This window comes from Actinomadura viridis (assembly GCF_015751755.1).
GTDB lineage: Bacteria > Actinomycetota > Actinomycetes > Streptosporangiales > Streptosporangiaceae > Spirillospora > Spirillospora viridis.
This window is the reverse complement of the sequence record NZ_JADOUA010000001.1, coordinates 7,796,575-7,820,531: the sequence shown is the minus strand read 5'-3', so window position 1 is coordinate 7,820,531 and position 23,957 is coordinate 7,796,575. Positions and strand designations below refer to the sequence as shown.

17 protein-coding genes are annotated in these 23,957 nt (G+C 72.8%); 8 read left to right on the top strand and 9 right to left on the bottom strand.

Annotated elements, in window-relative coordinates; genetic code table 11:
• Positions 1-90 precede the first annotated feature (90 nt).
• From IW256_RS35525 to IW256_RS42530, 5 genes are all read left to right on the top strand, one after another.
• The gene (locus tag IW256_RS35525) at positions 91-1,266 is read left to right on the top strand and encodes a serine hydrolase domain-containing protein (RefSeq protein ID WP_197015108.1); all 1,176 of its coding nucleotides are present in this window, start codon (positions 91-93) and stop codon (positions 1,264-1,266) included.
• A 31-nt stretch (positions 1,267-1,297) separates the two neighbouring features.
• Positions 1,298-3,193, top strand: coding sequence for a cutinase family protein (locus IW256_RS35520; protein WP_197015107.1), 1,896 nt, complete (start codon positions 1,298-1,300; stop codon positions 3,191-3,193).
• 186 nt (positions 3,194-3,379) lie between these two features.
• Positions 3,380-4,030 (top strand): cutinase family protein, encoded by a 651-nt coding sequence (locus IW256_RS35515; protein WP_307829299.1) that lies wholly within the window; start codon positions 3,380-3,382, stop codon positions 4,028-4,030.
• 185 nt (positions 4,031-4,215) lie between these two features.
• Positions 4,216-5,463, top strand: a complete 1,248-nt coding sequence (locus IW256_RS35510) for a serine hydrolase domain-containing protein (protein WP_307829298.1) — start codon at positions 4,216-4,218, stop codon at positions 5,461-5,463.
• Positions 5,464-5,653: 190 nt separating this feature from the next.
• Positions 5,654-6,328, top strand: a complete 675-nt coding sequence (locus IW256_RS42530) for a TetR/AcrR family transcriptional regulator (protein ID WP_197015106.1) — start codon at positions 5,654-5,656, stop codon at positions 6,326-6,328.
• Between the two features lie 11 nt (positions 6,329-6,339).
• Here the strand turns inward: IW256_RS42530 and IW256_RS35500 are convergent, their stop codons facing one another.
• The 5 genes from IW256_RS35500 to IW256_RS35480 all read right to left on the bottom strand — a co-directional run bounded on the left by IW256_RS35500 (position 6,340) and on the right by IW256_RS35480 (position 16,875).
• On the bottom strand, positions 6,340-7,143 hold the full coding sequence (locus IW256_RS35500) for an SDR family oxidoreductase (RefSeq protein WP_197015105.1): 804 nt from the start codon (positions 7,141-7,143) through the stop codon (positions 6,340-6,342).
• Positions 7,144-7,175: 32 nt separating this feature from the next.
• Positions 7,176-8,996 (bottom strand): acyl-CoA dehydrogenase, encoded by a 1,821-nt coding sequence (locus IW256_RS35495; protein ID WP_197015104.1) that lies wholly within the window; start codon positions 8,994-8,996, stop codon positions 7,176-7,178.
• A gap of 109 nt (positions 8,997-9,105) precedes the next feature.
• Entirely contained in the window at positions 9,106-14,061 is a 4,956-nt protein-coding gene (locus tag IW256_RS35490; RefSeq protein ID WP_197016742.1) for a DNA repair ATPase, read from the bottom strand.
• A gap of 117 nt (positions 14,062-14,178) precedes the next feature.
• Positions 14,179-16,221: an SPFH domain-containing protein gene (locus IW256_RS35485; RefSeq protein ID WP_197015103.1), complete on the bottom strand. Its 2,043-nt coding sequence runs from the start codon at positions 16,219-16,221 to the stop codon at positions 14,179-14,181.
• A 54-nt stretch (positions 16,222-16,275) separates the two neighbouring features.
• Entirely contained in the window at positions 16,276-16,875 is a 600-nt protein-coding gene (locus IW256_RS35480) for a hypothetical protein (RefSeq protein ID WP_307829415.1), read from the bottom strand.
• A gap of 689 nt (positions 16,876-17,564) precedes the next feature.
• Here IW256_RS35480 and IW256_RS35475 point away from each other — a divergent pair.
• From IW256_RS35475 to IW256_RS35465, 3 genes are all read left to right on the top strand, one after another.
• Entirely contained in the window at positions 17,565-18,230 is a 666-nt protein-coding gene (locus IW256_RS35475) for a TetR/AcrR family transcriptional regulator (protein WP_197015101.1), read from the top strand.
• 369 nt (positions 18,231-18,599) lie between these two features.
• A complete protein-coding gene (gene abc-f, locus IW256_RS35470) occupies positions 18,600-20,237 on the top strand; it encodes a ribosomal protection-like ABC-F family protein (protein ID WP_197015100.1) in 1,638 nt (545 codons plus the stop codon).
• 55 nt (positions 20,238-20,292) lie between these two features.
• Complete coding sequence (locus IW256_RS35465) at positions 20,293-21,918, top strand: ABC-F family ATP-binding cassette domain-containing protein (protein ID WP_197015099.1); 1,626 nt, start codon at positions 20,293-20,295, stop codon at positions 21,916-21,918.
• A 7-nt stretch (positions 21,919-21,925) separates the two neighbouring features.
• On the opposite strand, the gene IW256_RS35460 is transcribed toward IW256_RS35465, so the two are convergent.
• The 4 genes from IW256_RS35460 to IW256_RS35445 form a co-directional block, all read right to left on the bottom strand.
• Entirely contained in the window at positions 21,926-22,357 is a 432-nt protein-coding gene (locus IW256_RS35460; protein ID WP_197015098.1) for a cupin domain-containing protein, read from the bottom strand.
• A gap of 77 nt (positions 22,358-22,434) precedes the next feature.
• On the bottom strand, positions 22,435-22,992 hold the full coding sequence (locus IW256_RS35455) for a DUF488 domain-containing protein (protein ID WP_197015097.1): 558 nt from the start codon (positions 22,990-22,992) through the stop codon (positions 22,435-22,437).
• Positions 22,989-23,321, bottom strand: coding sequence for a cupin domain-containing protein (locus IW256_RS35450; protein ID WP_197015096.1), 333 nt, complete (start codon positions 23,319-23,321; stop codon positions 22,989-22,991). Before IW256_RS35450 ends, IW256_RS35455 begins: the two co-directional genes overlap by 4 nt.
• 151 nt (positions 23,322-23,472) lie before the next feature.
• Positions 23,473-23,919, bottom strand: a complete 447-nt coding sequence (locus IW256_RS35445) for an STAS domain-containing protein (protein WP_197015095.1) — start codon at positions 23,917-23,919, stop codon at positions 23,473-23,475.
• Between the last annotated feature and the right edge of the window lie 38 nt (positions 23,920-23,957).

Sequence of the window (23,957 nt, the reverse complement as noted above, 5' to 3'; positions counted from 1 at the left end):
CGAACGTCTCGGATATTCCGGTGTCATCGGGATTTCAACGGGTCTCACTAGCGTCCTCGAAAGATCAACATCTTTCCTTTGGAGACCCGAATGAGAAGTCGGAAGTTCGCCGTCCGCGCGGGCGCGGCCCTGGCGGCGGTGACCGCCGCCGCCGGGATGGTGGTGGCCGTGACCGGCCAGGACCGGGAGGCCACGGTCGCCTCGGCGGGGGCGCGGACCGAGCCGGACCGCAGCGAGCAGGCCGGTGCGGTCCTCCAGGACCGCGTGACCAAGGTCCGGGCGGAGCACAAGCTGCCCGGCATGGTCGGCATGGTCCGGGACGGCGACTCCGTCCGGTACGCCGCCGCCGGTCACGGCGACATGTTCCGGCGGGTGCCGGCCGATCCCAAGGCGAAGTTCCGCATCGCCAGCAACACCAAGGCGTTCGTGGCCACCGTCCTGCTGCAGCTGGAGGCCGAGGGCAGGCTGTCCATGAACGACACCGTCGACCGGTGGCTGCCGGGCCTGGTCGCGGCCAACGGCAACGACGGCCGGAAGATCACCATCCGGCAGCTGCTCAACCACACCAGCGGGATCCCCGACTACCTCAACGACCTCTGGATCTCGGGGAACTACGTCGCCGACATCAACCCCGCGCAGCGCTGGGACCCGCGCACGCTGGTGAAGGCGGGCACGTCCAAGCGGTCGCTGGCGGAGCCCGGCACGGAGTACAACTACTCCAACACCGGCTACACGCTGGCCGGAATGATCATCCAGACCGTGACGGGCAGGCACCCGTCCGCCGAGGTACGGACACGGATCATCGAACCGCTCGGCCTCACCGACACCACCTACCCCGAGTCCGATCCCCGGCTGTACGGGAACTGGCTGCACGGCTACTTCACCATCCGCGACATCTCGTTCTCGAACGTCCAGATCCTCAACGCGGCGGGGGCCATCGTCTCCACCCAGGCCGACCTGGCCGACTTCACGCGCGCGCTGGCGTCCGGCCGCCTGCTCGCGCCCGCGCAGCAGCGGCAACTCCAGCAGGTGGTGTCGGCCGAGAAGCCCTACGGCCTCGGCGTCGCCGTGATGCAGACCCGCTGCGGCACCGCGTGGACCCACAACGGGGCCGCGCTCGGCTACTTCAGCACCTGGTTCACCAGCCCGGACGGCAAGCAGCAGGCCGTCACGGCCGTCAACCGGTACAACCTGCTGCCCTCCAAGACCGACGGCGCCGTCACCACGGCCGCGCTGGACGCCTTCTGCGCCCTCAAGGGCAAGTGACGCGCCCCTCATCCCAGGAAGGGAGACATCAGTGAGTTCCGGAGCGCACGCCCGGCCGGACGGGCGGCCGAAAAGACAGAGGTACCGCAGGCCCGCGATCGCGGTCGCCGTGGCGGGAGCGGTCGCCACCGCCGCCGCCGTCCCGCTGCTGAGCACGGACCGCTCGTCGAACGCGGCGCGGGCGTCCCAGTCCCGGGCCTGCACGCCGATCAAGATGATCGTCGTCCCCGGCACCTGGGAGACCACGTCGAACGCCGACCCGGACACGGCGGCCGGGATGCTGCGCGGCGTCACCGAACCGCTGGAACGCCGGTTCGGGTCCCGGATCTCCTCGTACTGGGTCGGCTACCACGCGACCGCGTTCGACCAGGGCAAGACCTACGCCGACTCGAAGCGGACCGGGATCGACGCGGCCCGCAAGGCGATGACCGAGATCGCGCGGGACTGCCCCGGCACCCGGTTCGTCGGGCTCGGCTTCAGCCAGGGCGCGCACGTCAACGGGGACATCGCCGCCCAGATCGGCGCCGGGCACGGGCCCGTCCCGGCCGCCTCGTACATCGCGGGCGGGAGCGTGGCCGACCCGGCCAGGGGGACCAGGGGCGAGGTGAACCTCGGCGATCCGCTGCCCGGCACCCGGGGCATCGCCGGCCCGCGGCCGGAGGGTTTCGGCACCCTGTCCGGCAAGGTCGCGAACGTGTGCCTCAAGGGTGACCTGTACTGCGCCCTGCCCGAGGAGAACGAGCTCACGGCCACCCTGGGCACCGTGCTCAGCCGCGTCGGGGTCAGCACCCTCCAGGACTCGGCGCAGCGCGAGCTGTCCACCGACCTCGGCACGGCCGGCGGCCGGCCCGCCGACCTCGCCGCGGTGCCCACCGGCGTGAAGACGCTGGCCGGCCAGGCGCGCGGCAAGGACACCGCCGGGGCGGCACGGACGGCGGACGAGCTGGTGAAGCTGGTCGGCCCGTTGCAGGCCCTCACCCGCGCCGTCGCCAATCCCGTCCTGGTGAACACGCTGCTGAATTCCCCGCCCGGTTCGCAGAACCACATGGCGGGCCAGGTGTTGCAGTCGCTGTCCAGGACCGACCTGGTCGGGCTCGCCGCCGACCTCCAGGCCGCGAGCGCCGCCGCCCGTTCGGGGAACGCCGCCGGGCTGGCGCGGGCGGCGCTGAACGCGGCGGCCAAGGCCGCACCCCTGACCGGGCTGCCCGCCGACCAGCTGGTCAAGGTCACCAAGGTGATCCAAGGTCTCCAGCCGGTCGCGCTGCTGGCCCAGGCGCAGAACATCATCGGCGGTATCAGCAGGATCGACTACCGGGGCGTCCAGCGTGCCGCGCGGGCCGTCCCCGTGTACGCGCAGCGCGGTGACGTCCGCGGGCTCTACCGCTCCCTGGTCGCGATCGAGGACCGGCTGATGCCGCTGGCGGAGACCGCCAACCGGGTCGACCTCGGCGCACTCGCCGCGCTCCTGTCGATGTGGCCGCCCGGCTCGCCGGAACGGGCCGTCGGCGAGGCGCTGGTCGTGCTCGACCGGGTCGACTGGGTCCGGGTCACCCGTGACCTGCGCGCCATCCAGGACAAGCTCGACGACTTCGATCCGAAGCGGCCACCGGCCATCGACCCGCAGAACCCGGCCAGGTCGTTGAGCGCCTTCTTCGGCGTCGACCTGCTCTCCCTCGCCCCGCAGCTCACCAGCCTGGCCGAGCACGGCCTGGACGTCGCCGGGGTGCCGCTGCCGAAGGGCACGCTCGACCGGCTCCTCAAGACCCGGCTGTCCCCGCGCCACCTGGTCAGGGAGGGCGTCGACGCCGCGGTGTTCTACGGGACGCGGCGGCACGAGATGTACGGGACCGCCCCGGTCGACGGCACCGGAAGGCCCGCGCTGGTCACGCTCTCGGACTGGCTCGCCCAGCGAATCGAGACCGCCTGACCTCCGACCGCCGGATTTCCGGGGCGCCGGCCGTTCACCGCGGCCGGCGCCCCCTTTCCTTTTCGGCCCGGTGAATGCCGTGTCATCGAAATTTCATCGGACGCGTTTAACGTATGTCGAGCGCCCGCGAGTTGATCGTGCGGCGCTTCAACAATTGCCCGCAAACCGGGCAAACGGGAGGCTTAAGTGAGAAAACTCGCCGCTGTTCTGGCCGGCCTCGTCGCTCTGACGGGTCTCACCCTGATGACGGCACCCGCCGCGCAAGCGGCCCCGTGCGAAGGCACGTACACGATCGTCGTCGGCGGAACCGGTGACAAGGACTCCAACCACGCGTACTGGTCGGGCAACATCAGCCAGCGCGTGGGTTACCCGGCCGTTCCCACCGGCCCCACCGCCCGCGCGGGGGTCAACGAGCTGAACCGGCTGATCCGCGAGCAGCGGAGGGCGTGCCCGAACCAGCACGTCAAGGCCGTCGGGTTCTCGCTCGGTGCCGCGGTGGTGCACACCTGGGTCACCGAGAACTGGTCGAGCATCGACGACGTGAACGCGGTCCTGATCGCCGACCCCAAGCGCGCCGCGGGCCCGGGCGCCCCCGGTGTCGCCGCCCATCCGGCCATCGCGCCCATCGTCGGCGCCCCGCTGGCCGGCGCGGACAACTTCTTCGGTGACATCCCCGTCCTGACGATCTGCACCGACGACATCATCTGCGACGCCAACGCGCAGTCGGGTCTGCCCGGGTACTTCCCTGGGGACAGCCACGGGAACTACAACTTCAACGTCGACGCCTACTCGAACGACGCCCGCGGGCAGTGGTTCAACGGCGTCTACATCCCCTGACATACGGGACTCCACGCGAGGTGATCGGTGCCGGTCGGCCATTGGCCGACCGGCACCGTTCTGTCTGCCCCTCTATCGATGGTGGGGCTGGCTCCACCATCGATAGAGGGGCAGGCCAGCTCGTACGGGAGATCACGTCCGGACATTCTCAAAGTGTCTGGAAAACCCTTCCACAGGAGGCTCCCGTGCACGACCGTCCCCAGACCTCAAGCCCCACCGGCACCCCGCGAAAGCGCCGCAGGCTTCCCCGGGCGGTCACCGCGGTGGCGGTGCTGGGCGCCATCATGGCGGCCGGCACACCGGCCTTCTCCGGGACGTTCCAGAACGAGGTCCGCGAAGGGCTGCGAACCGGAGGCGTTCTTGAGACGGGCAGGCCCGATGACGCCGTCCAGAGGGGCGCGGAGGGCCTGGTCCGGGACGGCTTCCCCGGCGTGCTGGCCGCAGTCAGGGGCGCCGGGGGCCGTACCCGGGACTACACCGCCGGTGTCGGCGACAAGGCCACCGGCAGGAAGCCGCCGGTGAACGGCCGGGTGCGCGCCGCCAGCAACACCAAGCCGTTCGTGGCGGCGGTGGTCCTCCAGCTCGTCGCCGAGGGCAAGGTGAAGCTGGACGCGCCGATCGAGACGTACCTGCCCGGTCTGGTCCGCGGGCAGGGGATCGACGCGAAGAGGATCACCGTGCGGCAGGTGCTCCAGCACACCAGCGGCCTGCCCGAATACAGCAACCGCCTGAACCCGAACGCCTTCGAGATCCGGGACGTCTACATGGAACCGCGCGAGCTGCTCGACATCGCGCTCAAGCACAAGGCGGACTTCGCCCCCGGAACCAGGTGGCGGTACAGCAACACCAACTACGTCGTCGCGGGCCTGCTCGTTCAGAAGGTCACCGGCCGCCCGGTGGGCGAGGAGATCACCCAGCGGATCATCCGCCCGCTGGGCCTGCGCGACACCTACTGGCCAGGCGTCGGCGACCGGACCATCCGGGGACCGCACCCCAAGGGTTACGACGCGCCCAAGCCCGGGGCGCCGCTGGGCGACATCACCCGGCTGGACCCGTCCTGGGGCTGGGCCGCCGGGCAGCTCATCAGCAGCCCGCGCGACCTCAACCGCTTCTTCGCCGCCCTGATCGGCGGCAGGCTGCTGCGCCCCGCCGAGCTGAAGGCGATGATGACCACGGTCAGGACCGAGGGCTCGCTGCCCGACTCCAGCTACGGCCTCGGCCTGTTCAAGAGCCCGCTGACGTGCGGCGGCGAACTGTGGGGCCACGGCGGCGACATCAACGGGTACGAGACCCGCGGCGGCGTCACCAAGGACGGCCGGGCGGTCACCGTGGCCGTCACCGCCCTCCCCGGCGCGATCGCCGAGACCGAGGCGGACATGGAAAAGGTGCACCAGCACGTCCTGGACCTGGTCGACACCGCCATCTGCAAGTAACCCCACCGTCCGGTCCCGCACCTCCCAACCGATGCCTGCCGACATAGCGGGGCTGTCTCCGGTCGACGGCGAACAGCGCCGCGGACCCCGCGAGCAAACGTTCGTGCAGCGCTGATCATCTCCGGCCGGCTCGCCGCCGTCTCCTGGCGGCTGCGCGGTGCCGCCGCTCACTCGCTGTAGCCTTTGGGGCGTGACCGCCGACGCTTCCCCGCCCCGGCCTCCGCGGCGCCGCTATCCCCACTCCGTACGGCGCGAGCAGCTGACCGACGTGGCGGAACGGCTGTTCATCGACAACGGGTACGCCGCGGTCACCATGGAGGACATCGCCCGGACGGCGGGGGTGACCCGTCCCGTGGTGTACAACCACTTCCAGAGCAAGGAGGGCGCCTACCTCGCCTGCGTCGAGAGGGCGCTCCAGCAGCACAACGCCGAGATGCTCGCCGGGCTGGACGCCTCGGCCGACCCCAGGGAGCAGCTGGCCAAGGGGGCCGAGGTCTACTTCGGGATGCTGGAACGGGACCCGGGCCGCTGGTCACTGGTGTTCGGGAGCGGTTCGGTCCTCCCCGGCACCTACGCCGACCAGCTCGCCCGGCTCAGGTTCACGACGATCGACACCATCGCCGAGATGCTGCGCAGGGTGGTGCCCCAGCTCCCCCAGCGCAGGATCCAGGCGGCGGCCCACGCCATCTCGGGGGTGGGCGAGCGGCTCGGTCACTGGTGGCGGAGCGACCCGTCCCTGAGCCGCGCCGAGATCGTCGAGTACTACACCGACATCCTCTGGTCGGGCCTGCGCGGCCACCTGGAGGAACGGCCATCGCCGCCCGGGGGCGGCGATGGCGTGTCCGCGGCCCGCCGGACGGCGTGACAGGGGCGGGCTCAGACTCCGCTGGCGGTGGTCGCGATCCCGCCGTCCACGGGGATCACCGCGCCCGTGACGTACGCGCCGGCGCGCCCGGCGAGGTAGAGCACCACCCCGGCCATGTCGTCGGGGCGGCCGATGCGGCGCAGCGGCGCGGCCGCGGCGATCGCGTCGCCGAACGCCTCCAGCGTCGCGGCCATCATCTTGGACGGGAAGGGCCCCGGCGCGACGGCGTTGACGGTGATCGCCCGGGGGCCCAGGTCCCTCGCCAGGTGCCGGGTGAGCTGGTGCAGGGCAGCCTTGCTGCTGGAGTAGGCGTACGTCGGCAGCGCGGGGACGTGGATCGCGTCGACGCTGCCCACGTTGATGATCCGGGCGGGGTCGTCAGGGGTGCCCGCGGCGCACAGCGCGTCCAGGAACTCCTGCACCAGCCAGAACGGCGACTTGAGGTTGACGTCGAGGACCTTGTCCCATGCGGAGGCGGGGTAGCTTTCGAGCGGCTCGCCCCAGGTGGCCCCCGCGTTGTTGACCAGGACGTGGACCCGATCGGTCGTCGTCAGGACCTCGCCGGCGAGGCGGCGGCACTCGTCCTGCCGGGACAGGTCGGCCGGTACGGCGCGCACCTGCCCGTACGGGGACAGCTCGGCGACCGCCTGTTCGCAGGCGTCGGCCTTCCGTGAGCTGATGACGACGCTCGCCCCGGCCTGCAGCAGTCCCCTGGCCATCATCAGGCCGATGCCCCGGCTGCCGCCGGTGACGACGGCGGTCTTGCCGGTGAGGTCGAACAGGGCGCTGAGCGGGCTCGGTCGTGGATCCGTCATGTCCTTCTCCTGGTGCCGGGCGTTCGGGACGTCTAGAAGCAGTCGGCGGGCATGTCCAGCGTGGTGCGGTCGCCGGAGGCCAGCAGGTCGAACTGCGGGCCCGTCCTGGGCAGCTCCCACCGGAAGAAGTACCGCGCGGCATGCAGCTTGCCACGGTAGAACGGATCGTCGGTGCCGGCGGACGCGGTGCCGGCGGCGGACGCCGCGGTCAGGGCCTGCTCCAGCCAGATCCAGGCGACCACGGTGTGGCCGGCTGCTTCGAGGTAGACCGTGGCGTTGGCGAGCGCCGCCTCCACATCCATCGGCGCCCACAGCGCCGCCGTGACCTCCACGAGCCGGTCGGTGGTGCTCTTGAGGGCGCGGCCGTGGTCGGCGAGTTCGCCGCCGGCCTGGACGGCGCGTTCGGCGGTCCGGTTCATCCGTGCGGCCAGGGCGGCCAGGCCCGCGCCGCCGCCCGCCGTCACCTTGCGGCCGAGCAGGTCGAGCGCCTGGATCCCGTGGGTGCCCTCATGGATCGGGTTGAGCCGGTTGTCGCGGTAGTGCTGCTCGACGTCGTAGTCGCGGGTGTAGCCGTAACCGCCGTGCACCTGGATCGCCAGGTCGTTCGCGGCCGGGCCCCACTGCGACGGCCAGCTCTTGACGATGGGGGTGAGCGTGTCGAGCAGCAGCGCGGCCTCGGCGCGTTCGTCTTCCGTGGGGGCCGTGGCGGCGTCGTCGGACAGGCGCGCGCACAGCAGGACGAGCGCCATGGCCCCCTCGGCGTAGGCCTTCTGCGCCAGCAGCATGCGGCGCACGTCGGCGTGCTCGATGATCGGCACCTGCGGGGTCGCCGGGTCCTTGCCCGCGATCGGACGCCCCTGGGGCCGCTCGCGGGCGTAGGCGAGGGACTTGAGGTAGCCGGTGTAGCCCAGGGCCGCGGCACCGGCGCCCACCCCGATGCGCGCCTCGTTCATCATGTGGAACATGTACGCCAGGCCCCGGTGCGGCTCGCCGACCAGGTACGCGACGGCGCCGGGGGCGCCGCCGGGGGTGTGGACGCCCTCGCCGAAGTTGAGCAGCGTGTTCGTGGTGCCGCGGTACCCCATCTTGTGGTTCAGGCCCGCCAGGACGACGTCGTTGCGCTCCCCCACGGCGCCGTCGCGGCCGACGAGGTACTTGGGGACGATGAACAGGCTGATGCCCTTCACGCCGGGCGGCCCGCCCGGGATCTTGGCCAGGACGAGGTGGACGATGTTCTCGCTCAGCTCGTGGTCGCCCGCCGAGATCCACATCTTGGTGCCGGACAGCCGGTAGGTGCCGTCGTCCTGCGGGACGGCGCGGGTGGTGATGTCGGTCAGCGACGACCCGGCCTGCGGTTCCGACAGGCACATCGTGCCGAGGAACCGTCCCTCCAGCATGGGGCGGACGAACGTGTCGACCTGCTCGGCGGAGCCGTGCGCCAGCAGCAGGTTCAGGTTGCCGAGGGTGAGCATCGTGTACGAGGACGTGGCGACGTTGGCGGCCTGGAACCAGGCGATGCAGGCGCTGCCGACCACGTAGGGCAGCTGCATCCCGCCGTGCTCGGCGTCCAGGCTGGCCGCCAGGAGCCCGCTGTTCGCGAACTCCTCCACCGCCTTCTTCACCTCGGGGATCAGATGCACCCGCTCGCCGTCGAAGGTGGGCTCGTTGGCGTCCGACAGCTTGTTGTGCGGGGCGAAGTGGTCGGTCGCGATCTGCTGCGACAGCTCCAGCACCGCGTCGAACGTCGACCGGTCGTGCTCGGCGTACCGCGGGCGGGCGGTGAGCCCCTCGACGTCGAGCCATTCGTACAGCAGGAAGTCCAGGTCACGCCGCGACAGGAGCTGCGAGTTCATCGGTCCTCCGGGAAGGGGGGCGAGGAGGGGCGGCCGGACGGGCGAGGGCCGGCCCCCTTACTTTCGCGATGTAACTTACAGCGTCGGCCGCGCGGCCGCCCGAGGCGCCCTACGGGTGGGGGCCGCCGCCGGTCAGGCGGCGCGCGGCCAGGTCGACGGCCGACTCGACGGCGGCGACGCGTTCGGTGAGGAGGGTGAGCGCGCCCACGGCGCGGCCGACCGGGTCGTCGGCGGCGCCGCCGAGGGCCTGCGCGCGCCGGAACCCCGCCTTCACCTCCGCCCAGCGCCCGGCCTGCTCCGGGGTCGGCCGCCCGCGCAGCTCGGCCAGCTTCAGGAGGTTGGCCTCGGCGTCGCCGGTGAGCGTCTGGGCCTCGGCGGTGTAGTGGTCGTCGATGACGGCGTCCAGCTCGCCGTCGTTCATCACCGGGAGGATCCGTTCGGCGAGCCGGTTCATGTCGCGATAGGAGCCCTGGAGCCGGAACGGCGGTTCGGTGCGGGACGCGTCGTTCTGGGCGGCGGAGGCGATGTAGGCCCGGTTGACGGTGAGGACGACCTCGCGGGCGCGCAGCAGGTTCCGCAGCACCCCGAGGATCCCGTCGAGTTCGGCCCGGGAGTAGGGGTGGGCGAGCCGGTCGGGGCGCGCGCCCTCGTCGCCCTCCGCGAGCCGCAGGAGGAGCCGCAGGTCCTCGGGGTCGCGGCCGGACAGCGGCGCCAGGACGGGGTTGGAGGTGAGCGCGTTCTCCACGTAGCTGAGCGCGAAGAGGTCGTCGCGGCCGGAGAGGACCTCGCCGAGGTTCCAGACGTCGGCGCGGTTGGCGAGCATGTCGGGGATCCGGAAGCGGGCGCCCGCCCCGGTGTAGGGGTTGCCGGCCATGCACACCGCGAAGCGCCTGCCGCGCAGGTCGTAGGTCCGGGCCCGGCCGTCCCGGACGCCCTCGATACGGCGCTGCGCGTCGCACAGCGGGATGAACTTCTGCAGCAGCTCGGGCGACAGGTGCTGGATGTCGTCGATGTGCAGCAGCACGTTGTCGCCGAGCTCGAACGCGAGATTGATCTTCTCGACCTCCCGGCGGGCGGTGGCGTCCGGCGCCTCGTCCGGGTCGAGCGAGGTGACGGCGTGGCCGAGGGCCGGGCCGTCCACCTTGACCATGAGGAGCCCGAGCCGCTCGGCGACGTACTCCATGAGGGTGGTCTTGCCGTAGCCGGGGGGCGAGACGAGCAGGAGCAGGCCCATCTGGTCGGTGCGCCGGTCCGCCCCGGCGGCGCCGAGCTGCTTGGCCAGGTTGTCCCCGATGAGCGGGAGGTAGACCGTGTCGATGAGGGCGTTGCGGACGAACGTGCTCATCACGCCGGGCCGGTGGTCGTCCAGGCGGAGCCGGCGTTCCTCACCGGCGATGAGTTCGGCGCGCCGCCGCTGGTAGGCGTGGTAGGCCGGGACGTACTCGACGCGGTGGCGGCGGACGCGGGCCAGGGTCTCGTCCAGCCGCATGCGCAGGCTCCGGCCGTCGAGCCGCGGGTGCGTGCCCAGCAGGCCGTCCACGGTGGCGGTCACCGGTGCCGCGGACGTGTGCTGGGCGCCGTCGCACAGCAGCGCGGCGATCGCCTCGGGCAGGTCGGCGGGATCCGCGGACGGGACCGTGCCGCGGTACGCCTCCAGCCAGGCGTGGGCGAGCTGGTGGCGGGCGGTGAGCGAGCCGGGGCCGAGGGCCTTCAGGTCGTGGTCGAAGTCCGCCGCCGCGTCGCCGAGGGCGGTGCGGAAGCCCCGGAGGAGGTCGCGTGACCGGGCGCTGACAACGAAGCCCTCCGGAGCCGTCGCGAGCTCCTCGAAGAGGTACTCCCCGGCCGGTCCGGCGGACGGCAGGCCCAAGCCCGCGCAGAACCCGGCCACGGCGGTGTCCAGCTCGGCGCACAGATCGGCCACCGCGGCGGTGGGGCCGAACGTGGCGCGAGCCCTGGCCAGCGAGACCGCCCTGGCGGTCCAGGCCGTCCGGGCGTCCTCGTCGGTGCCGTACGTCCAGTAGAGCCGGGCGGCGGCCCGTGCCGCGGGCGGGTGGCGCAGCGGTCCCGCGTCCGCGTGCAGGCGCAGGAGCGCGTCCAGCAGGAGGGTCGCGTCGTGGTCATGCACGCCCCTCTCGTAGCCCTCGCCGTAGCGGCCCTCGGCCGCCTTCCGGACGAGTCCGGCCAGGTCGCCGCCGGTGCCGGCGGCGCGGTGCAGCTCGGTCAGGGACGGGTCGCCGGCCTCCGCGTCCAGGAGGACGGACGCCGCCAGGTACTCGGCCCGGTAAAGCTCGGGCGTCTCCGACACCAGGAACCGGTCCCAGAACGGCCGGGTGGCCTCGAACGACACGTCCCCGATGGGAGAGCGGTAACCGGTGCCCGTCACGGCGAAGGCGAGGGCGCCGTCGTGCGGGACGAGGGTGAGTTCGGCGGGCCGCGTGCTGACGGCGAAGCGGTGCCGGCCGAGCCGGATGCTCTCACCGCCGTCGTCGTACAGGTCGATCCGGTCCCGCAGGCCCCGTGCCGCCTCCTGCCGCGCGGCCTTGATCCGGCCGTCCAGCTCCTCGGCGCGGCCCTGCTCGCCGGACGCGCGCAGCTCGCCGGACACCGACCGCAGGCGGGCCACCATCGGATCGGTGCCGAAGTAGGTGTTGACCTCGTCGAGGGAGGTCAGGGCGGCGGCCCTGCGGCGCACGCCGGCCAGGAGCCGCCCCGCGGACGCGGCGAGCCGGTCGGCCCGCCGGGCGCGTTCGTCCAGGAGGGCCTGCCTGCGGGTGCTGAACGCCTCGTAGACGTCGGCCCGCTTGGCCTCCAGCCGCTCCAGGAACCCGGCGTGGTCGGCGAACCGGGCCTCCAGGTTCTCGATCTGGAGCAGCAGCCGCCCGAGCTGCTCGTCGCAGCGCTCGGGGGTGTCGGCCAGGGACAGCCCGCCGGCGACGGCCTGGTCGAGCAGCGCGTACTCGGCGGCGAACGCGGCGCGGTCCTCCGCGTCCCGCAGGACGCGGCGCCGCGAGTCCAGGAGCGCCCGGGCGCGGTTGATCCCCGCCAGCACCTCCCCGACCCGTTCGAGGATCGCGGTGCGGGCCGTCGCGTCGGCGATGTCGAGACCGCCGACCACGTCGGTGACGATCTCCAGCCCCTCGGTCTGCGCGGCGAGGCGCTCGGCCACGGGTTCGGCGTCCGCGACGGCGGCGACCGCGCCCGCCTCGGCGGTGAGCCGGTCGATCTCGGCGTGGTACGCGGCGAACGCCCCGTCGCCGCGCAGGAACCCGACCGTCCGCCGCCCGGTGCCGTCCCGTTCGGCGGCCAGGGCGGACGCGAGCTCGTCGATGCGGTCGTGGTCGGCGTGGCGCATCTCGCGCAGCGTCTCCAGGTGGCCCTGGGCGCGGCGGAGCTCGGCGAGCCGGGCGATCCACGCGTCGGCGGTCTCGGGTTCCCCGCCCGCGGTGGAGCGGAGCAGCGCCGCGACCGTCGCCGCGGCCTCCTCGACCGCCTCCCCCGCCTGGCGGGTGAGGGCCTGGACGTTGTCGTACTCGGCCAGGACGAGCCCGGCGGCCTCGCGTACCCCGTCCAGCGAGGCCAGCAGGTCGCGGAACTCCTCGTCCCCCAGCCAGGGGTGGAGGTCGGCCACGCGGGCGCAGGCCGCCCGGAGGGCCTGGAACACCTCGCCGGTGGGCTCCATCTCCTCGACCATCCGCACCACCGACAGGCAGCCGGAGATCGCGCCGACCAGCTCGGGCTCACCGACGCGGGCCAGCGGCCCGGTCCCGGCGGGACGGGCGGCGGCCTGGGCGTCGGACAGGTACGGCGTCCGCCACACCTGGACGGGGTGGACGCGGGCCGGCTCGCCGGGGAGGGCCCGCAGCACCACCAGGGTGCCGTCGTCGAAGAGCGCGTGGCCGTGGCAGGCGATCGGGGCGGCCACTCGCTTGCGGATCGTGTTGTAGTGCATCAGCAGCGACCGGCCGCCGGTACGGGAGCGGAAGACGTACAGCACGTCCTCGCCGGTCGGTGACCGCACCGCGCCCTCGTACTCCAGCCCGGAAACCTCGGTGTCGAAGGTCTTGTGCGCGCCGGTGCCGAGGTGGTACCCGCCGGGGAAGACGATCCCCTCCTCGCCCGGCAGCCGCCGGCACGCCTGCCCGATCCGGTCGATCCGCGTGACCGTCCCGGTGCGGACGTTGAAGACCAGGTACCGCCAGGCGGTCTCCTTGTACGGGCGGACGCGCAACAGGATCAGCGCGCCGACCCGGGCATGGTGGACGTCGGCGTCGGCGAGGCTCTGCAGCGGCTCGTCCACCGGCTCGGAGTGGATCCCCGTGCCCGTCCCGGTGTCGTTCTCGGCCTTGACGGTGAGGGTCCCGCCCAGGGTGTCGACGTACACCTCGTCCTGGACGGAGATGTGCGGGTGCCGGCCGGGCACGTGATCCTCGCGGGTCGCCTCCGTCCAGGCGAAGTCGTGGGCGGGCGGGACGACGTGGTCGCGTTCGCCCCGGTTGTCGAGGTAACCGACCGCGCCCGCGGCGTCCTCCGACCAGCGGAGCACCCGGACGTCCTCCAAGCGCGGGCCGGTCTGGAACACCGCCAGCGGTCCGCCCTCCGCCCGCCGCAGCCTCAGGATCCGGGCCTGCCGGTAGTACCGGTACAGCTCGGTGAAATCGCGTCCGAACCGCGGGTCGTCCAGGAGGCCGGGGACCGCGCCGGCACCGGACGGCTCCAGGGCGATCCCGTCCCCGTCACCGCGGGTGAGGCGGTGCAGGGAGAGGACGTCCTCGATCCCCGTCTCGGGCTTGGCGCCGGTCACCGGGTTGTGGCCGAAGAGCAGGTACCCGCCGACCGGCAGGATGTCGCCGGGCACGCAGGCATCCGCGGTCCGGATCCGTTCGGTGCCGAGCAGGCGCAGCTCGGTGCCACCGAAGACCTCCAGGCGCCGCGCGTCCAGGGCCCCGGCGCGTTCCGCCAGCTCGGCCGCGTGACCGGCCAGGCGGCGGCGCAGGACCTCGTAGGTGCCCTCGTCGATCCCGGCGTCCGGCGCCGCCTCCTCGCGAATGCCCGTGTCCTGGGCCATGACCTCGCTCACCCGTCCCCCTCCCGTCGTTCCCACCCGTCGTTCCGCACCCGCCGGCGGCGGAGCCGGTGGCCTCGCACCGCGCGAGACCACCGGGCACCGCTCGGCCGGCGCGGATCAGTGCTTGACCGAGTTGACCGCCTTGGCCGCGTTCGCCGCCGGCGGGGCCGCCCCGCCGAGGGGCGTGTCGGAGACGCCGAGCCGCCGCGCGGTCTCCAGCAGCTCCCGCATCCCGCCGGACTCCGGCCCCCCGTCCTTGATCATTCGCGTCAGCAGCGCCGACAGGGTCAGGTCCCGCACGCCGGCCGGGCCGAGCGAGCCCAGCAGCCGGGAGACGTCCTCGGTGAAGGCGCCCGTCCCGTCCAGCCACGGCCCCGCGAGGCCCCGGGCGACGTCGGAGCTCCCGACGAAGCCGTCCACGCCCTTGCCGAGCGAGATCGAGCCGACGAGCCGGTCCAGGAAGACGCTGTCGCCGCCGACGATGTCGATGTCGGCGTTCTCCAGCCCCGCGGCCAGGACGGTGGCCTGGGCCTCGGCGACCTGCCGCTGCACCTCCATCCCGGCCATCCGGACGTCCTTCTCGGCCTCCAGCCGCAGCCGGTACTCCTCGTGCTGGCGGGTGGCGTCGTCCAGCGCCGCCATCGCACCGGCCTTCTCGGTCAGCCCCTCGGCCTCGGCCTTGAGCTTCTCGCGGATCGCCGCCGCCTCCGCCAGGGCCTTCTCCTGCGCGACCGCGGCCTCCGCCCGGCCGACCTTCTCGATGGCCTCGGCGTTCCGCTCGCGTACCTGGACCTCGGCCAGCCCCGCCGCGGCGGACTCCGCCCGCGTCCCCTCCGCCAGCCTCATCTTCGCGCCGGCGTCCATCTCGGCGGCCTGCTGCCGGGCCTCCGCCAGGATCAGCTCCTCGCGGGCCCGGTGCGCCGCCGCCTGCTCGGCGGCCTCGGCCGCCTTGATGCCCTTGACCAGGTTCTCCTGCGCCTCCGCCTCGGCCTGGATGACCACGGCCTGCCGGGTGCGCTCGGCCTCCTCGACCGCCCGCAGGCTCTTGATGCCCTCCTCCTGCTCGGCGACGGTGCGCTCGACCGCGATCCGCTCCCGGACGACGCCGGCGATCTCCCGCTTCTCGGCCTCGACCTCCTTGTCGGCCGCGATCCGCATCAGCTCGGTCTCCCGCTCGCGGGCGATGACCTCCAGCTGCCGGTCCTTCTCGATCCGCTCGCTCTCGATCGCGATGACCCGTTCGCGGTTCTTCTCCGCGACCGCGACCTCCCGGTTGCGGTTCTCGGTCTGCACCCCGAGCTGCTCGTCGGTCCGCAGGTGCGCGGACTGCGCCCGCAGCCGCTCCTCGGCCTGGACCCGTTCGATCTCGGCCTGCTCGCGGGCGCGGACGGTCTCGATCTCGCGCTGCTGCTTGAGCTCGGCGTCGGCCTGCCGCCGCTCCAGCTCCAGGATGGCCTCGCGCGCCTCCACGTTCTGCCGGGTGATCTCCTTCTCCTCGTTGCGGGCGTGCTCGTTGGTGCGCACGTGCTCGATCGCGGTCAGCTCGGTGATCTTCCGGATGCCCTGCGCGTCGAGGATGTTGCTCTTGTCCAGGGACAGCAGCGAGGTCTGCTCCAGGTAGTCGATCGCCGCGTCCTCCAGGCTGTAGCCGTTCAGATCGGTGCCGATCACCTGGATGATGTGGTCGCGGAACTCGTTGCGCCGCGTGTAGAGGTCGGCGAAGTCCAGATGCTTGCCGACGGTCTTGAGCGCCTCGGAGAACTTGGCCGAGAACAGCTCCTGCAGCGTCTCCTGGCTGCTGGCCCGCTCGGCGCCGATCGCCTGCGCCACCTTGATCACGTCTTCGGCCGTCTTGTTGACCCGGACGAAGAAGGTGATCCGGATGTCGGCCCTGATGTTGTCCCGGCAGATCAGCCCGTCGCGCCCGGACCGTTCGATCTCGATCGTCTTCACCGAGATGTCCATCGTCTCGGCCTTGTGCAGCACCGGCAGGACGATCGCGCCCGTGAAGGTCACGTCGACCTTTCGCAGCTTGGAGACGATCAGCGCGCGGCCCTGCTCCACCTTGCGGAACAGCCGCGTGACCATCAGGACCAGGCAGAGGACGATGAGCAGGGCGAGGGCGAGGACCACGCCGGCCCCTATCGTGATGGCATCCATCGAGAGTCCCTGTCCGTTGGAGGGATGAGAAGGAGAACGCGGGGAGGGAAGAGGTCAGGAGGCGCCGGGATCGGGCGGCGCGTCGTACGGCATGACCAGGAAGACCTCGTCCGCCGGGTCGTAGTCGAAGATAAGCGCCGTGTCGCCGAAGGCCAGGCCGCCCGCGGCGAGGTCCGAGCCCGGCACCCGCACCTGCACCAGCGCCGCCGACCCGTCCTCGGACGTGACCTCCGCCTGGCCGAAGCCGGTCCCCACCCGCCCGGTGCGGATGACGCAGACCCGGCCCACGAAGTCGCGGCGGGAGGGCGCCGGGGCGTCCCGGAACACCCGCCGGAGCGGCGGCACCAGCATCCGGGTGCACGTCCAGGCGGCTCCCAGCGCACCGAACAGCACGGCGGTCCCGAGGACCGTCCGCCCGACCGGCCCGGGGAACGCGTCGATCAGGACCGAGCCGGTGAGGCTGCCGAACCACGCGATGGCCACCAGCAGGGACAGCACCACCGGAGCCGGGACGCCGCCGAGCCCGGCCGCCGCCAGCAGCCCCCCGTACCCGCCGCCCTCGTCGGCGACGCCGGCCCCTGTATCGGCGTCGCCGTCGAAGGCACCGGCTCCCAGCCCGCCGGCCAGGACGAGTCCCCAGTACCCGCCGACCACCAGCAAGGAGAAACTGAAAAGTGCCGTCGGAAAACCCAGTGCGAAGTGCAGGAAGTCACCCATGCGAAAGCAAGCCTTCTTATCGAGGTCAGGCCAGAACAGATCTCCGCCTGCAGGCGAAGACCTCGCGGGGAAAGGAGAAAGAAAAGCGCGCCTCAGCGACGGCGCACGCGACCGCGCAGGGCGGTCTCGCTATCTGGGAACTCGGCGACCCTGGAGATGGCGCGAAGGCCGATCCGTACGGCGATGACCTCGACCGCCGCCACCGGACCGTACTCAGAGAGGGTGTGGCGCCGGGGAATCATCGAACCTCCAGTGGGCAAGACTCGTCCTGTCTCGCCGACCAGTCTTCCCGGCACACCAGTGATCACTTTAGCGCATTTTCAACATCAGGCAAAGACCTTTTCGCTCTGCTTCCCGAATGAGCCGGATATGCACCCCGCGAGGATGGGCCACCGGCAGCGCGCTGAACAGGGTGACCGCCCGGCGACGATCAGGCCGCCCCGCCGCCGCCCGGCCGGCGGGCCCGGAGCGCTCGGTGGGCTCGGAGGGGCGCGGAGTGATCTACTTCCACGAGGTCGCGGGGGCGCTGGATTCGGCGCTCGGGCGGGCTTCGGGGCGCGGGTTGCGGGGCGGCGAGGACGCGTTCACGATCAGGGTGTTACTTCCCGGTCCTCTATGGTGGTGGAATGCCGGAGTCCCTGCCCCGCCGGTTGCCTCGCGGGCGCCACGCGCTGGCGCGCGAAGAGGTGGAGCGCATCCAGCGGTCGCGCCTGTGCCTCGCCATGGCAGAGGTCATGGCCGAGAAGGGGTACGTGGGCACGTCGGTCGAGGACGTGCTCAAGCGCGCCGGAGTGTCACGGCAGAGCTTCTACACCCTGTTCTCCTCCAAGATCGACTGTTTCATGGCCGCCTTCGCGTGCGCGGGCGAGCTGCTGCTGCAACGGCTGAGCGAGGCGATCGGCGACGGGGCGGGCGGGGTGCCCGCCGGGCCGCCGCCGACGGCGGAAGATCGGCTGGAGCTGTGCGAGCGGGCGATCCTGGCCTACCTGGGGGCGCTGGCGGACGAGCTGCCGTACGCGCGGTTGTTCCTGGTGGAGGTGTACGCGGCCGGGCCCGAGGCGATCCAGCGGCGGAGCCGGTTGCAGGAGGTCATCAGCGACGCGCTCGCCGATCTGCTGGGGACCGGGGACGAGGCGGGCCGGTTCGCCTGCCGGGTGATCGTGGCGGCGACCAGCGCGATGGTGACGGTGCCGGTGGCCGAGAACGACCGGGACGCGCTGCGCGCCATCGGGCCGCCCCTGATCGAACATGTCCGCCTCCTGTGGAAGGCCGGTGTCCTCCGGCCGTCCTGACGGAACGGCACGGGACAGCACAAAAAGGCAAGGCTCGGAGGGCAAGGCACGGAGGGGCGGGCGCCTTCGGCCCGGCGGGCATCCCCGTGCCCGGCGGGCGTCGCCGTGCCCGGCGGGCGTCGCCGGGCGCGGCGGAATGAAACGCCCGGCCGGCTGCGTTCCGGCTCTTGCTATGGTGGACGGCGAGTGATCCTGAACGAGGGAGCCGAACGTGGCGGGTGACGACGACATCTCCGGGTGATACCCGGCAGTGATCGGCCCGGCGGGCGCTGAGGAGCGCCGGCGCCAGGGCCCGTTCGTCGTTCCACGAATCCCTGTTCCCTGCCGGGCGGCTCCGGCGCGCCCGCGTCACCCGTGAGGTCACTTCCCATGTCCGACGCGTTCATCGTCTGCTCGCACCTGTCCTTCTCCTGGCCGGACGGCACCCCCGTGTTCCAGGACCTCTCCCTGACCGTGGGCGCCGGCCGCACCGGCCTGGTCGCGCCGAACGGCGCCGGCAAGAGCACCCTGCTCAAGCTGATCGCCGGTGAGCTCCGTCCCGGCGGCGGCACCGTGTCCGTCGAGGGGATGCTCGGCTACCTCCCGCAGACCCTCCCGCTCACCGGCGACCTGACCGTGGCGGAGGTCCTGGGGATCGCCCCGGTGATCAAGGCGCTGGACGCCATCGAGTCCGGGGACGCGAGCGAGGAGCACTTCACCACGATCGGCAACGACTGGGACATCGAGGAACGCACCCGTGCCCAGCTGGACCGGCTCGGCCTCGGCGCCCTCTCCCTGGACCGGAGCCTGCGCACGCTCAGCGGCGGGCAGATCGTCTCCCTCGGGCTGGCGGCCCAGTTGCTGAAGCGGCCCGACGTCCTGCTGCTCGACGAGCCGACCAACAACCTGGACCTCGACGCGCGCCACAAGCTCTACGGCGTGCTGGAGGAGTGGAACGGGTGCCTGCTGCTGGTCAGCCACGACCGGGCGCTGCTCGACCGGATGGACCGCATCGCCGAACTCGACCGCGACCAGGTCCGCTCGTACGGGGGCAATTTCACCCATTACGAAGAGGTCGTGCGCACCGAGCAGGAGGCCGCCGAGAAGAACGTCCGCAGCGCCGAGCAGGAGGTCAAGCGGGAGAAGCGGGAGATGCAGCAGGCCCGGGAACGGGCCGCGCGCCGGTCCTCCAACGCCAAGCGCAACCTCAAGAACGCCGGGCTGCCGAAGATCGTCGCCGGCGGGATGCAGCGGCGCGCCCAGGAGTCGGCCGGGAAGGCGGACGAGACGCACGCGGCGCGGGTCAGCGCGGCCAAGGCCCGGCTCGACGAGGCGGGCCGGGCCCTGCGCGACGAGCAGAAGATCACGCTGGAGCTGCCCGGGACCAACGTGCCGGCCGGGCGCACGGTCTTCCTCGGCGAGCGGCTCCAGGTCCGCCACGGCGACCTGGACCTCTTCGCGGGGGACGGGATCGACCTGGAGATCCGGGGGCCGGAGCGGATCGCCCTGAGCGGGCCCAACGGCGCGGGCAAGTCCACCTTGCTGCGCCTGATCAGCGGCGACCTGGTACCGGAGGGCGGCCGGACCAGGCGGGCCGACGGCCGGGTCGCCTACCTGTCCCAGCGGCTGGACCTGCTGGACCTCGACCGGACCGTGGCGGAGAACTTCGCCGCGTTCGCGCCCGGGATGCCGGAGGCGCAGCGGATGAACCTGCTGGCCCGCTTCCTGTTCCGGGGGTCCCGTACGCAGCTGCCGGCCGGGGTGCTGTCGGGCGGCGAGCGGCTCCGCGCCACGCTGGCCTGCGTCCTGTGCGCCGAACCGGCGCCCCAGCTGCTGCTGCTGGACGAGCCCACCAACAACCTCGACCTGGTCAGCGTCGGCCAGCTGGAGAGCGCCCTCAACGCGTACGAGGGCGCGTTCGTGGTGGTCAGCCATGACGAGCGGTTCCTCGCGGAGATCAATGTCGACCGCCGGCTGCGGCTCGCGGACGGACGGCTGCTGGAGGCGGACGCCCCGGACGGCGCGTGAGGCCGTACGGACGGCTCCTGACGGACAACGACCTCCTCGCAGCTGGTGGTGTCGCATGCTCGAACCGGCCCTGATCGCCCACGACCTCGTCCGCGCGTTCGGCACCCGCCGGGTGCTCGACGGCGTCTCCCTCACCGCCGCGCCCGGCCGGCGGATCGGACTGATCGGCGAGAACGGCGCCGGCAAGTCCACCCTGCTGAGGCTGCTCGCCGGGCTGGACGAACCCGACTCCGGGACCGTCGTCCGTCCCCCCGACCTCGGGTTCCTGCATCAGGAGACGCCGTTCGACCCCGCGTCGACGATCGCCGACGTGCTGGACGACGCCCTCCGCGAGGCGCGCGAGGACCTCGCCGAACTCGACCGGCTCACCAGGGCGCTCGCCGCCGTCCCGCGGGACTCGCCCGATCACGCGGGGCTCCTCGCCGCGTACGGCGAACGGCTCGACCACGCGCAGCGGCACGCGGCGTGGGACGCCGACCGGCGCGCCGGGATCGTCCTCGCCGGGCTCGGCCTCGGGGACCTGCCGCATGACCGCACCCTGGCGTCCCTGTCCGGCGGGCAGCGGGGCCGGCTCTCGCTGGCCGCGCTGCTCGCCCGGCGTCCGGCGGCCCTGCTGCTGGACGAGCCGACCAACCATCTCGACGACGAGGCCGCCGCGTTCCTGGAGAAGGAGCTGCGGGACCTGCCCGGGGTCGTGGTGGCGGCCAGCCACGACCGGACGTTCCTCGACGCCGTGTGCACCGATCTGATCGACCTCGATCCGGCGCTGTCGGGCCCCACCCGGTACGGCGGCGGCTACACCGCCTACCAGGCGGAGAAGGGGGCGGAACGGGAACGGTGGCGGCGCCGCTTCACCGAGGAGCAGGAGGAACTCGCCGGGCTCCGCCGTTCGGTCGCCGTGACGGCCCGGCGGGTCGCGCCGGGCCGGGAGAGGCGCGACAACGACAAGATGGGCTACGACCGCACCGGCGGACGGGTGGAGAAGCAGGTCTCGCGGCGGGTGCGGGACGCCGCCCGCAGGCTGGAGACGCTGGAACGCGCGCGGGTCCCCGAGCCGCCGGAGCCGCTGCGGTTCCGTCCGGCCGCACTCGCCTCCGCGGCCTCCGAGGGCACGGTGATCTCCCTGCGGGACGTCCGGGTGCCCGGACGGCTCGCGCTCGACCGCCTCGACGTCACGGCGGCCGAGCGGTTGCTGGTCACGGGGGTGAACGGCGCCGGGAAGTCGACGCTCCTGGCCGTGCTGGCCGGGCGCCTGGAGGCGTCCGGCGAGGTGCGGCGGCGCCCCGGGCTGAGGGTCGGCCTGCTCACCCAGGACACCGTGTTCGACCGGCCCGGCCGCACCGTAAGGGACACCTACGAGCGGGCGCTCGGCGCCGAGCGCGCCGCGTCCGTCCCGCTGGACTCCCTCGGCCTGCTCGGCGACCGGGACCTGGACCGGCGGGTCGGGGAGCTGTCGGCCGGCCAGCGCCGCCGCCTCGCCCTGGCGCTGCTCGTGGCGGACCCGCCCGAGCTGCTGCTGCTCGACGAGCCCACCAACCACCTGTCGCCCCGGCTCTCCGACGAGCTGGAGGACGCCCTGGGCACGGCGCCCGGCGCCGTCGTGGTGGCCGCCCACGACCGGTGGCTGCGGTCCCGGTGGCCGGGGCGCGAGATCCGCCTCGATCCGGGGACGCGGAGGTGAGGACGTCCTACTCGAAGTCGCAGCCCGGGTTGGGGGCGTCCACCGCCAGCGGGCTTCCGTGCGGGACGAGGTAGAGCGCGGTCAGGACCACCGGTGTCGGGCCCAGGTTGCGTCCGAGGTGCACGGCGTCCGGCCCGGCGGGCTCCACGATCGTGTCGCCCTCGCCGTAGAGCCCGTCCACGGAGCAGTCGGAGGCGTGGTGGGTGAGCGTGCCCCGCGTCACCACGGCGCGGAGCCGGGAGCCGTGGTAGTGCCATCCGGTGCTGCCGCCGGGGGCGATCGTCAGCTCCCGCAGGACGTAGTCGGTGCCGTCGATCGTCCCCTGCGCGATGGTCCTGGCCGTCACTCCCGACCCCGGCGTGGCGGACGCCGTTCCCTGCAGGGCGGCCAGGGCGATCGTTCCGCCACCGGCCAGGGCCGTCACGTGCTTCCACCCCATGGACATCCTCCAGCGCGGGCGAGCGGCGAGTCCGTCGGGGCAACGGTAACCCGGCGGGCGGCGCCCCGTCAGGGCGTTCAGACCCTGTCGTAGACGAGGAGCCCGTCGTCGCGCAGGCGGGCACCCGGCGTCACCGGGTGCTCGGTGATCCGCCCGTCGTGCGCCAGATGCAGGACGCGGGCCCCGCGTGCCAGGACGGCGAAGTCGGCGATGATCCGGCGATGGCAGCGCCACCACACCGACTCCGCGCACATGACCGCCGTGCGGAGGACCGCCGCCTGCCGCAGCAGCTCGTCCATGGCGGTCAGGAAGTCGGCATCGCGGGTGTGACCGGCGTACCCGCGGAAGGCGTCGTTCTCCCAGAAGACGTCGGGCGAGTCCGGGGCCGCCCGGCGGAAGCCGCCCAGCCGTTTCTCCCACCGGTAGTCGAGCCCTGCCTCCGGCATCCACGTTTCCAGCGCCGCCCGCCCGGCGTCCGGATTGCGCCGGCTCCCCGGGGCGGTGCGCACGTCCACGACGGCCCTGACCTCGGCGCCGCGCAGCAGCCCGGTCAGCTCCGAACGGGTGGCGACGCCGTGCCCGAACGTCATCAGGGTCACCGGCGCCGCCGCGTCTTCGGCGCCGGTCCCGGTCACCGGATCTGGGCGAACGTGAGCAGGACGGCGGAGTCCTCCACCGCCTCCAGGCTGTGCCGGGCCTGCGGTACGACGAGCAGGTCCCCCGCGATGCCCTCCCACGCGTTCTCGCCGCTCAGCAGCCGTACCCGCCCGCGCAGCACCACCAGCGTGGCCTCACCGGGGTTGTCGTGCTCGGTGAGTTCGTTACCGGCCGTCAGGGTGACGATCGTCTGGCGCAGGACGTGCTCGTGCCCGCCGTAGACGGTCTCGGAGCTGCGCCCGTTGGAGGAGGCGGCGGCGCGCTTGAGATGTTCCCGTCCCAGAGCGTCCAAGGAGAATTTCTGCATGGGTTCGATTCTGCCAGCGTCCCGGGGCCCGGGTCCGGGACGCCCGGAATGCTCTTGACCTGCGAGTTCGCCGCCCGTCCAGCGTGGGCGAAAGCGGATCCGGGCAGGCCGGCGGGCGGCCCCTGGATCAGGGGCCGGCGCTCACCCGGCGTCAGTGGGTGCGGCGGGGTGCCCGCGTACGCCGGCCGGATCGTTCACGGCTGACGTGCCGCCGGGCCGGTGCCGGAAAGGACGCGACCGCTTCGGCGAGCGTGGGGTGGATCGCGAGAGTGCGGTCCAGGCCGGTGACGTTCAGGACCCTGGCGACGCGCGTGCGGGGGGCGGCCAGGCGCAGCGGGATGCCCAGGAGCATGGCCCGGCGGCGGACCCCGATCAGCACCGAGGCCCCGGCCGCGTCGCAGAACCACAGGTGGGAGAGGTCCAGGACCAGCAGCCGCAGCCCGGGGCGCAGCAGGGCCAGCAGCCCGTCCAGCAGCGCGGGCGCGGTGGCGATGTCGAGTTCGCCGTCCAGAGCGGCGATCGTGACCGGTCCGCGGACGACCGACACGTTCACCCTCGGATGGAGATCGGTGTGGCCTTCGGCCGTGTAGGTGTTCATGGGATTCTCCGATTCGGAGGTGGGGGGACCCGGATCGG

Excerpts from the sequence above, each read along its gene's own strand:
- IW256_RS35525 (WP_197015108.1), top strand. The coding sequence starts at position 91 with ATGAGAAGTCGGAAGTTCGCCGTCCGCGCGGGCGCGGCCCTGGCGGCG.
- IW256_RS35500 (WP_197015105.1), bottom strand. The coding sequence starts at position 7,143 with ATGACGGATCCACGACCGAGCCCGCTCAGCGCCCTGTTCGACCTCACC.
- IW256_RS35495 (WP_197015104.1), bottom strand. The coding sequence starts at position 8,996 with ATGAACTCGCAGCTCCTGTCGCGGCGTGACCTGGACTTCCTGCTGTAC.
- IW256_RS35490 (WP_197016742.1), bottom strand. The coding sequence starts at position 14,061 with ATGGCCCAGGACACGGGCATTCGCGAGGAGGCGGCGCCGGACGCCGGG.
- IW256_RS35485 (WP_197015103.1), bottom strand. The coding sequence starts at position 16,221 with ATGGATGCCATCACGATAGGGGCCGGCGTGGTCCTCGCCCTCGCCCTG.
- IW256_RS35475 (WP_197015101.1), top strand. The coding sequence starts at position 17,565 with ATGCCGGAGTCCCTGCCCCGCCGGTTGCCTCGCGGGCGCCACGCGCTG.
- abc-f (WP_197015100.1), top strand. The coding sequence starts at position 18,600 with ATGTCCGACGCGTTCATCGTCTGCTCGCACCTGTCCTTCTCCTGGCCG.
- IW256_RS35465 (WP_197015099.1), top strand. The coding sequence starts at position 20,293 with ATGCTCGAACCGGCCCTGATCGCCCACGACCTCGTCCGCGCGTTCGGC.
- IW256_RS35460 (WP_197015098.1), bottom strand. The coding sequence starts at position 22,357 with ATGGGGTGGAAGCACGTGACGGCCCTGGCCGGTGGCGGAACGATCGCC.
- IW256_RS35450 (WP_197015096.1), bottom strand. The coding sequence starts at position 23,321 with ATGCAGAAATTCTCCTTGGACGCTCTGGGACGGGAACATCTCAAGCGC.
- IW256_RS35445 (WP_197015095.1), bottom strand. The coding sequence starts at position 23,919 with ATGAACACCTACACGGCCGAAGGCCACACCGATCTCCATCCGAGGGTG.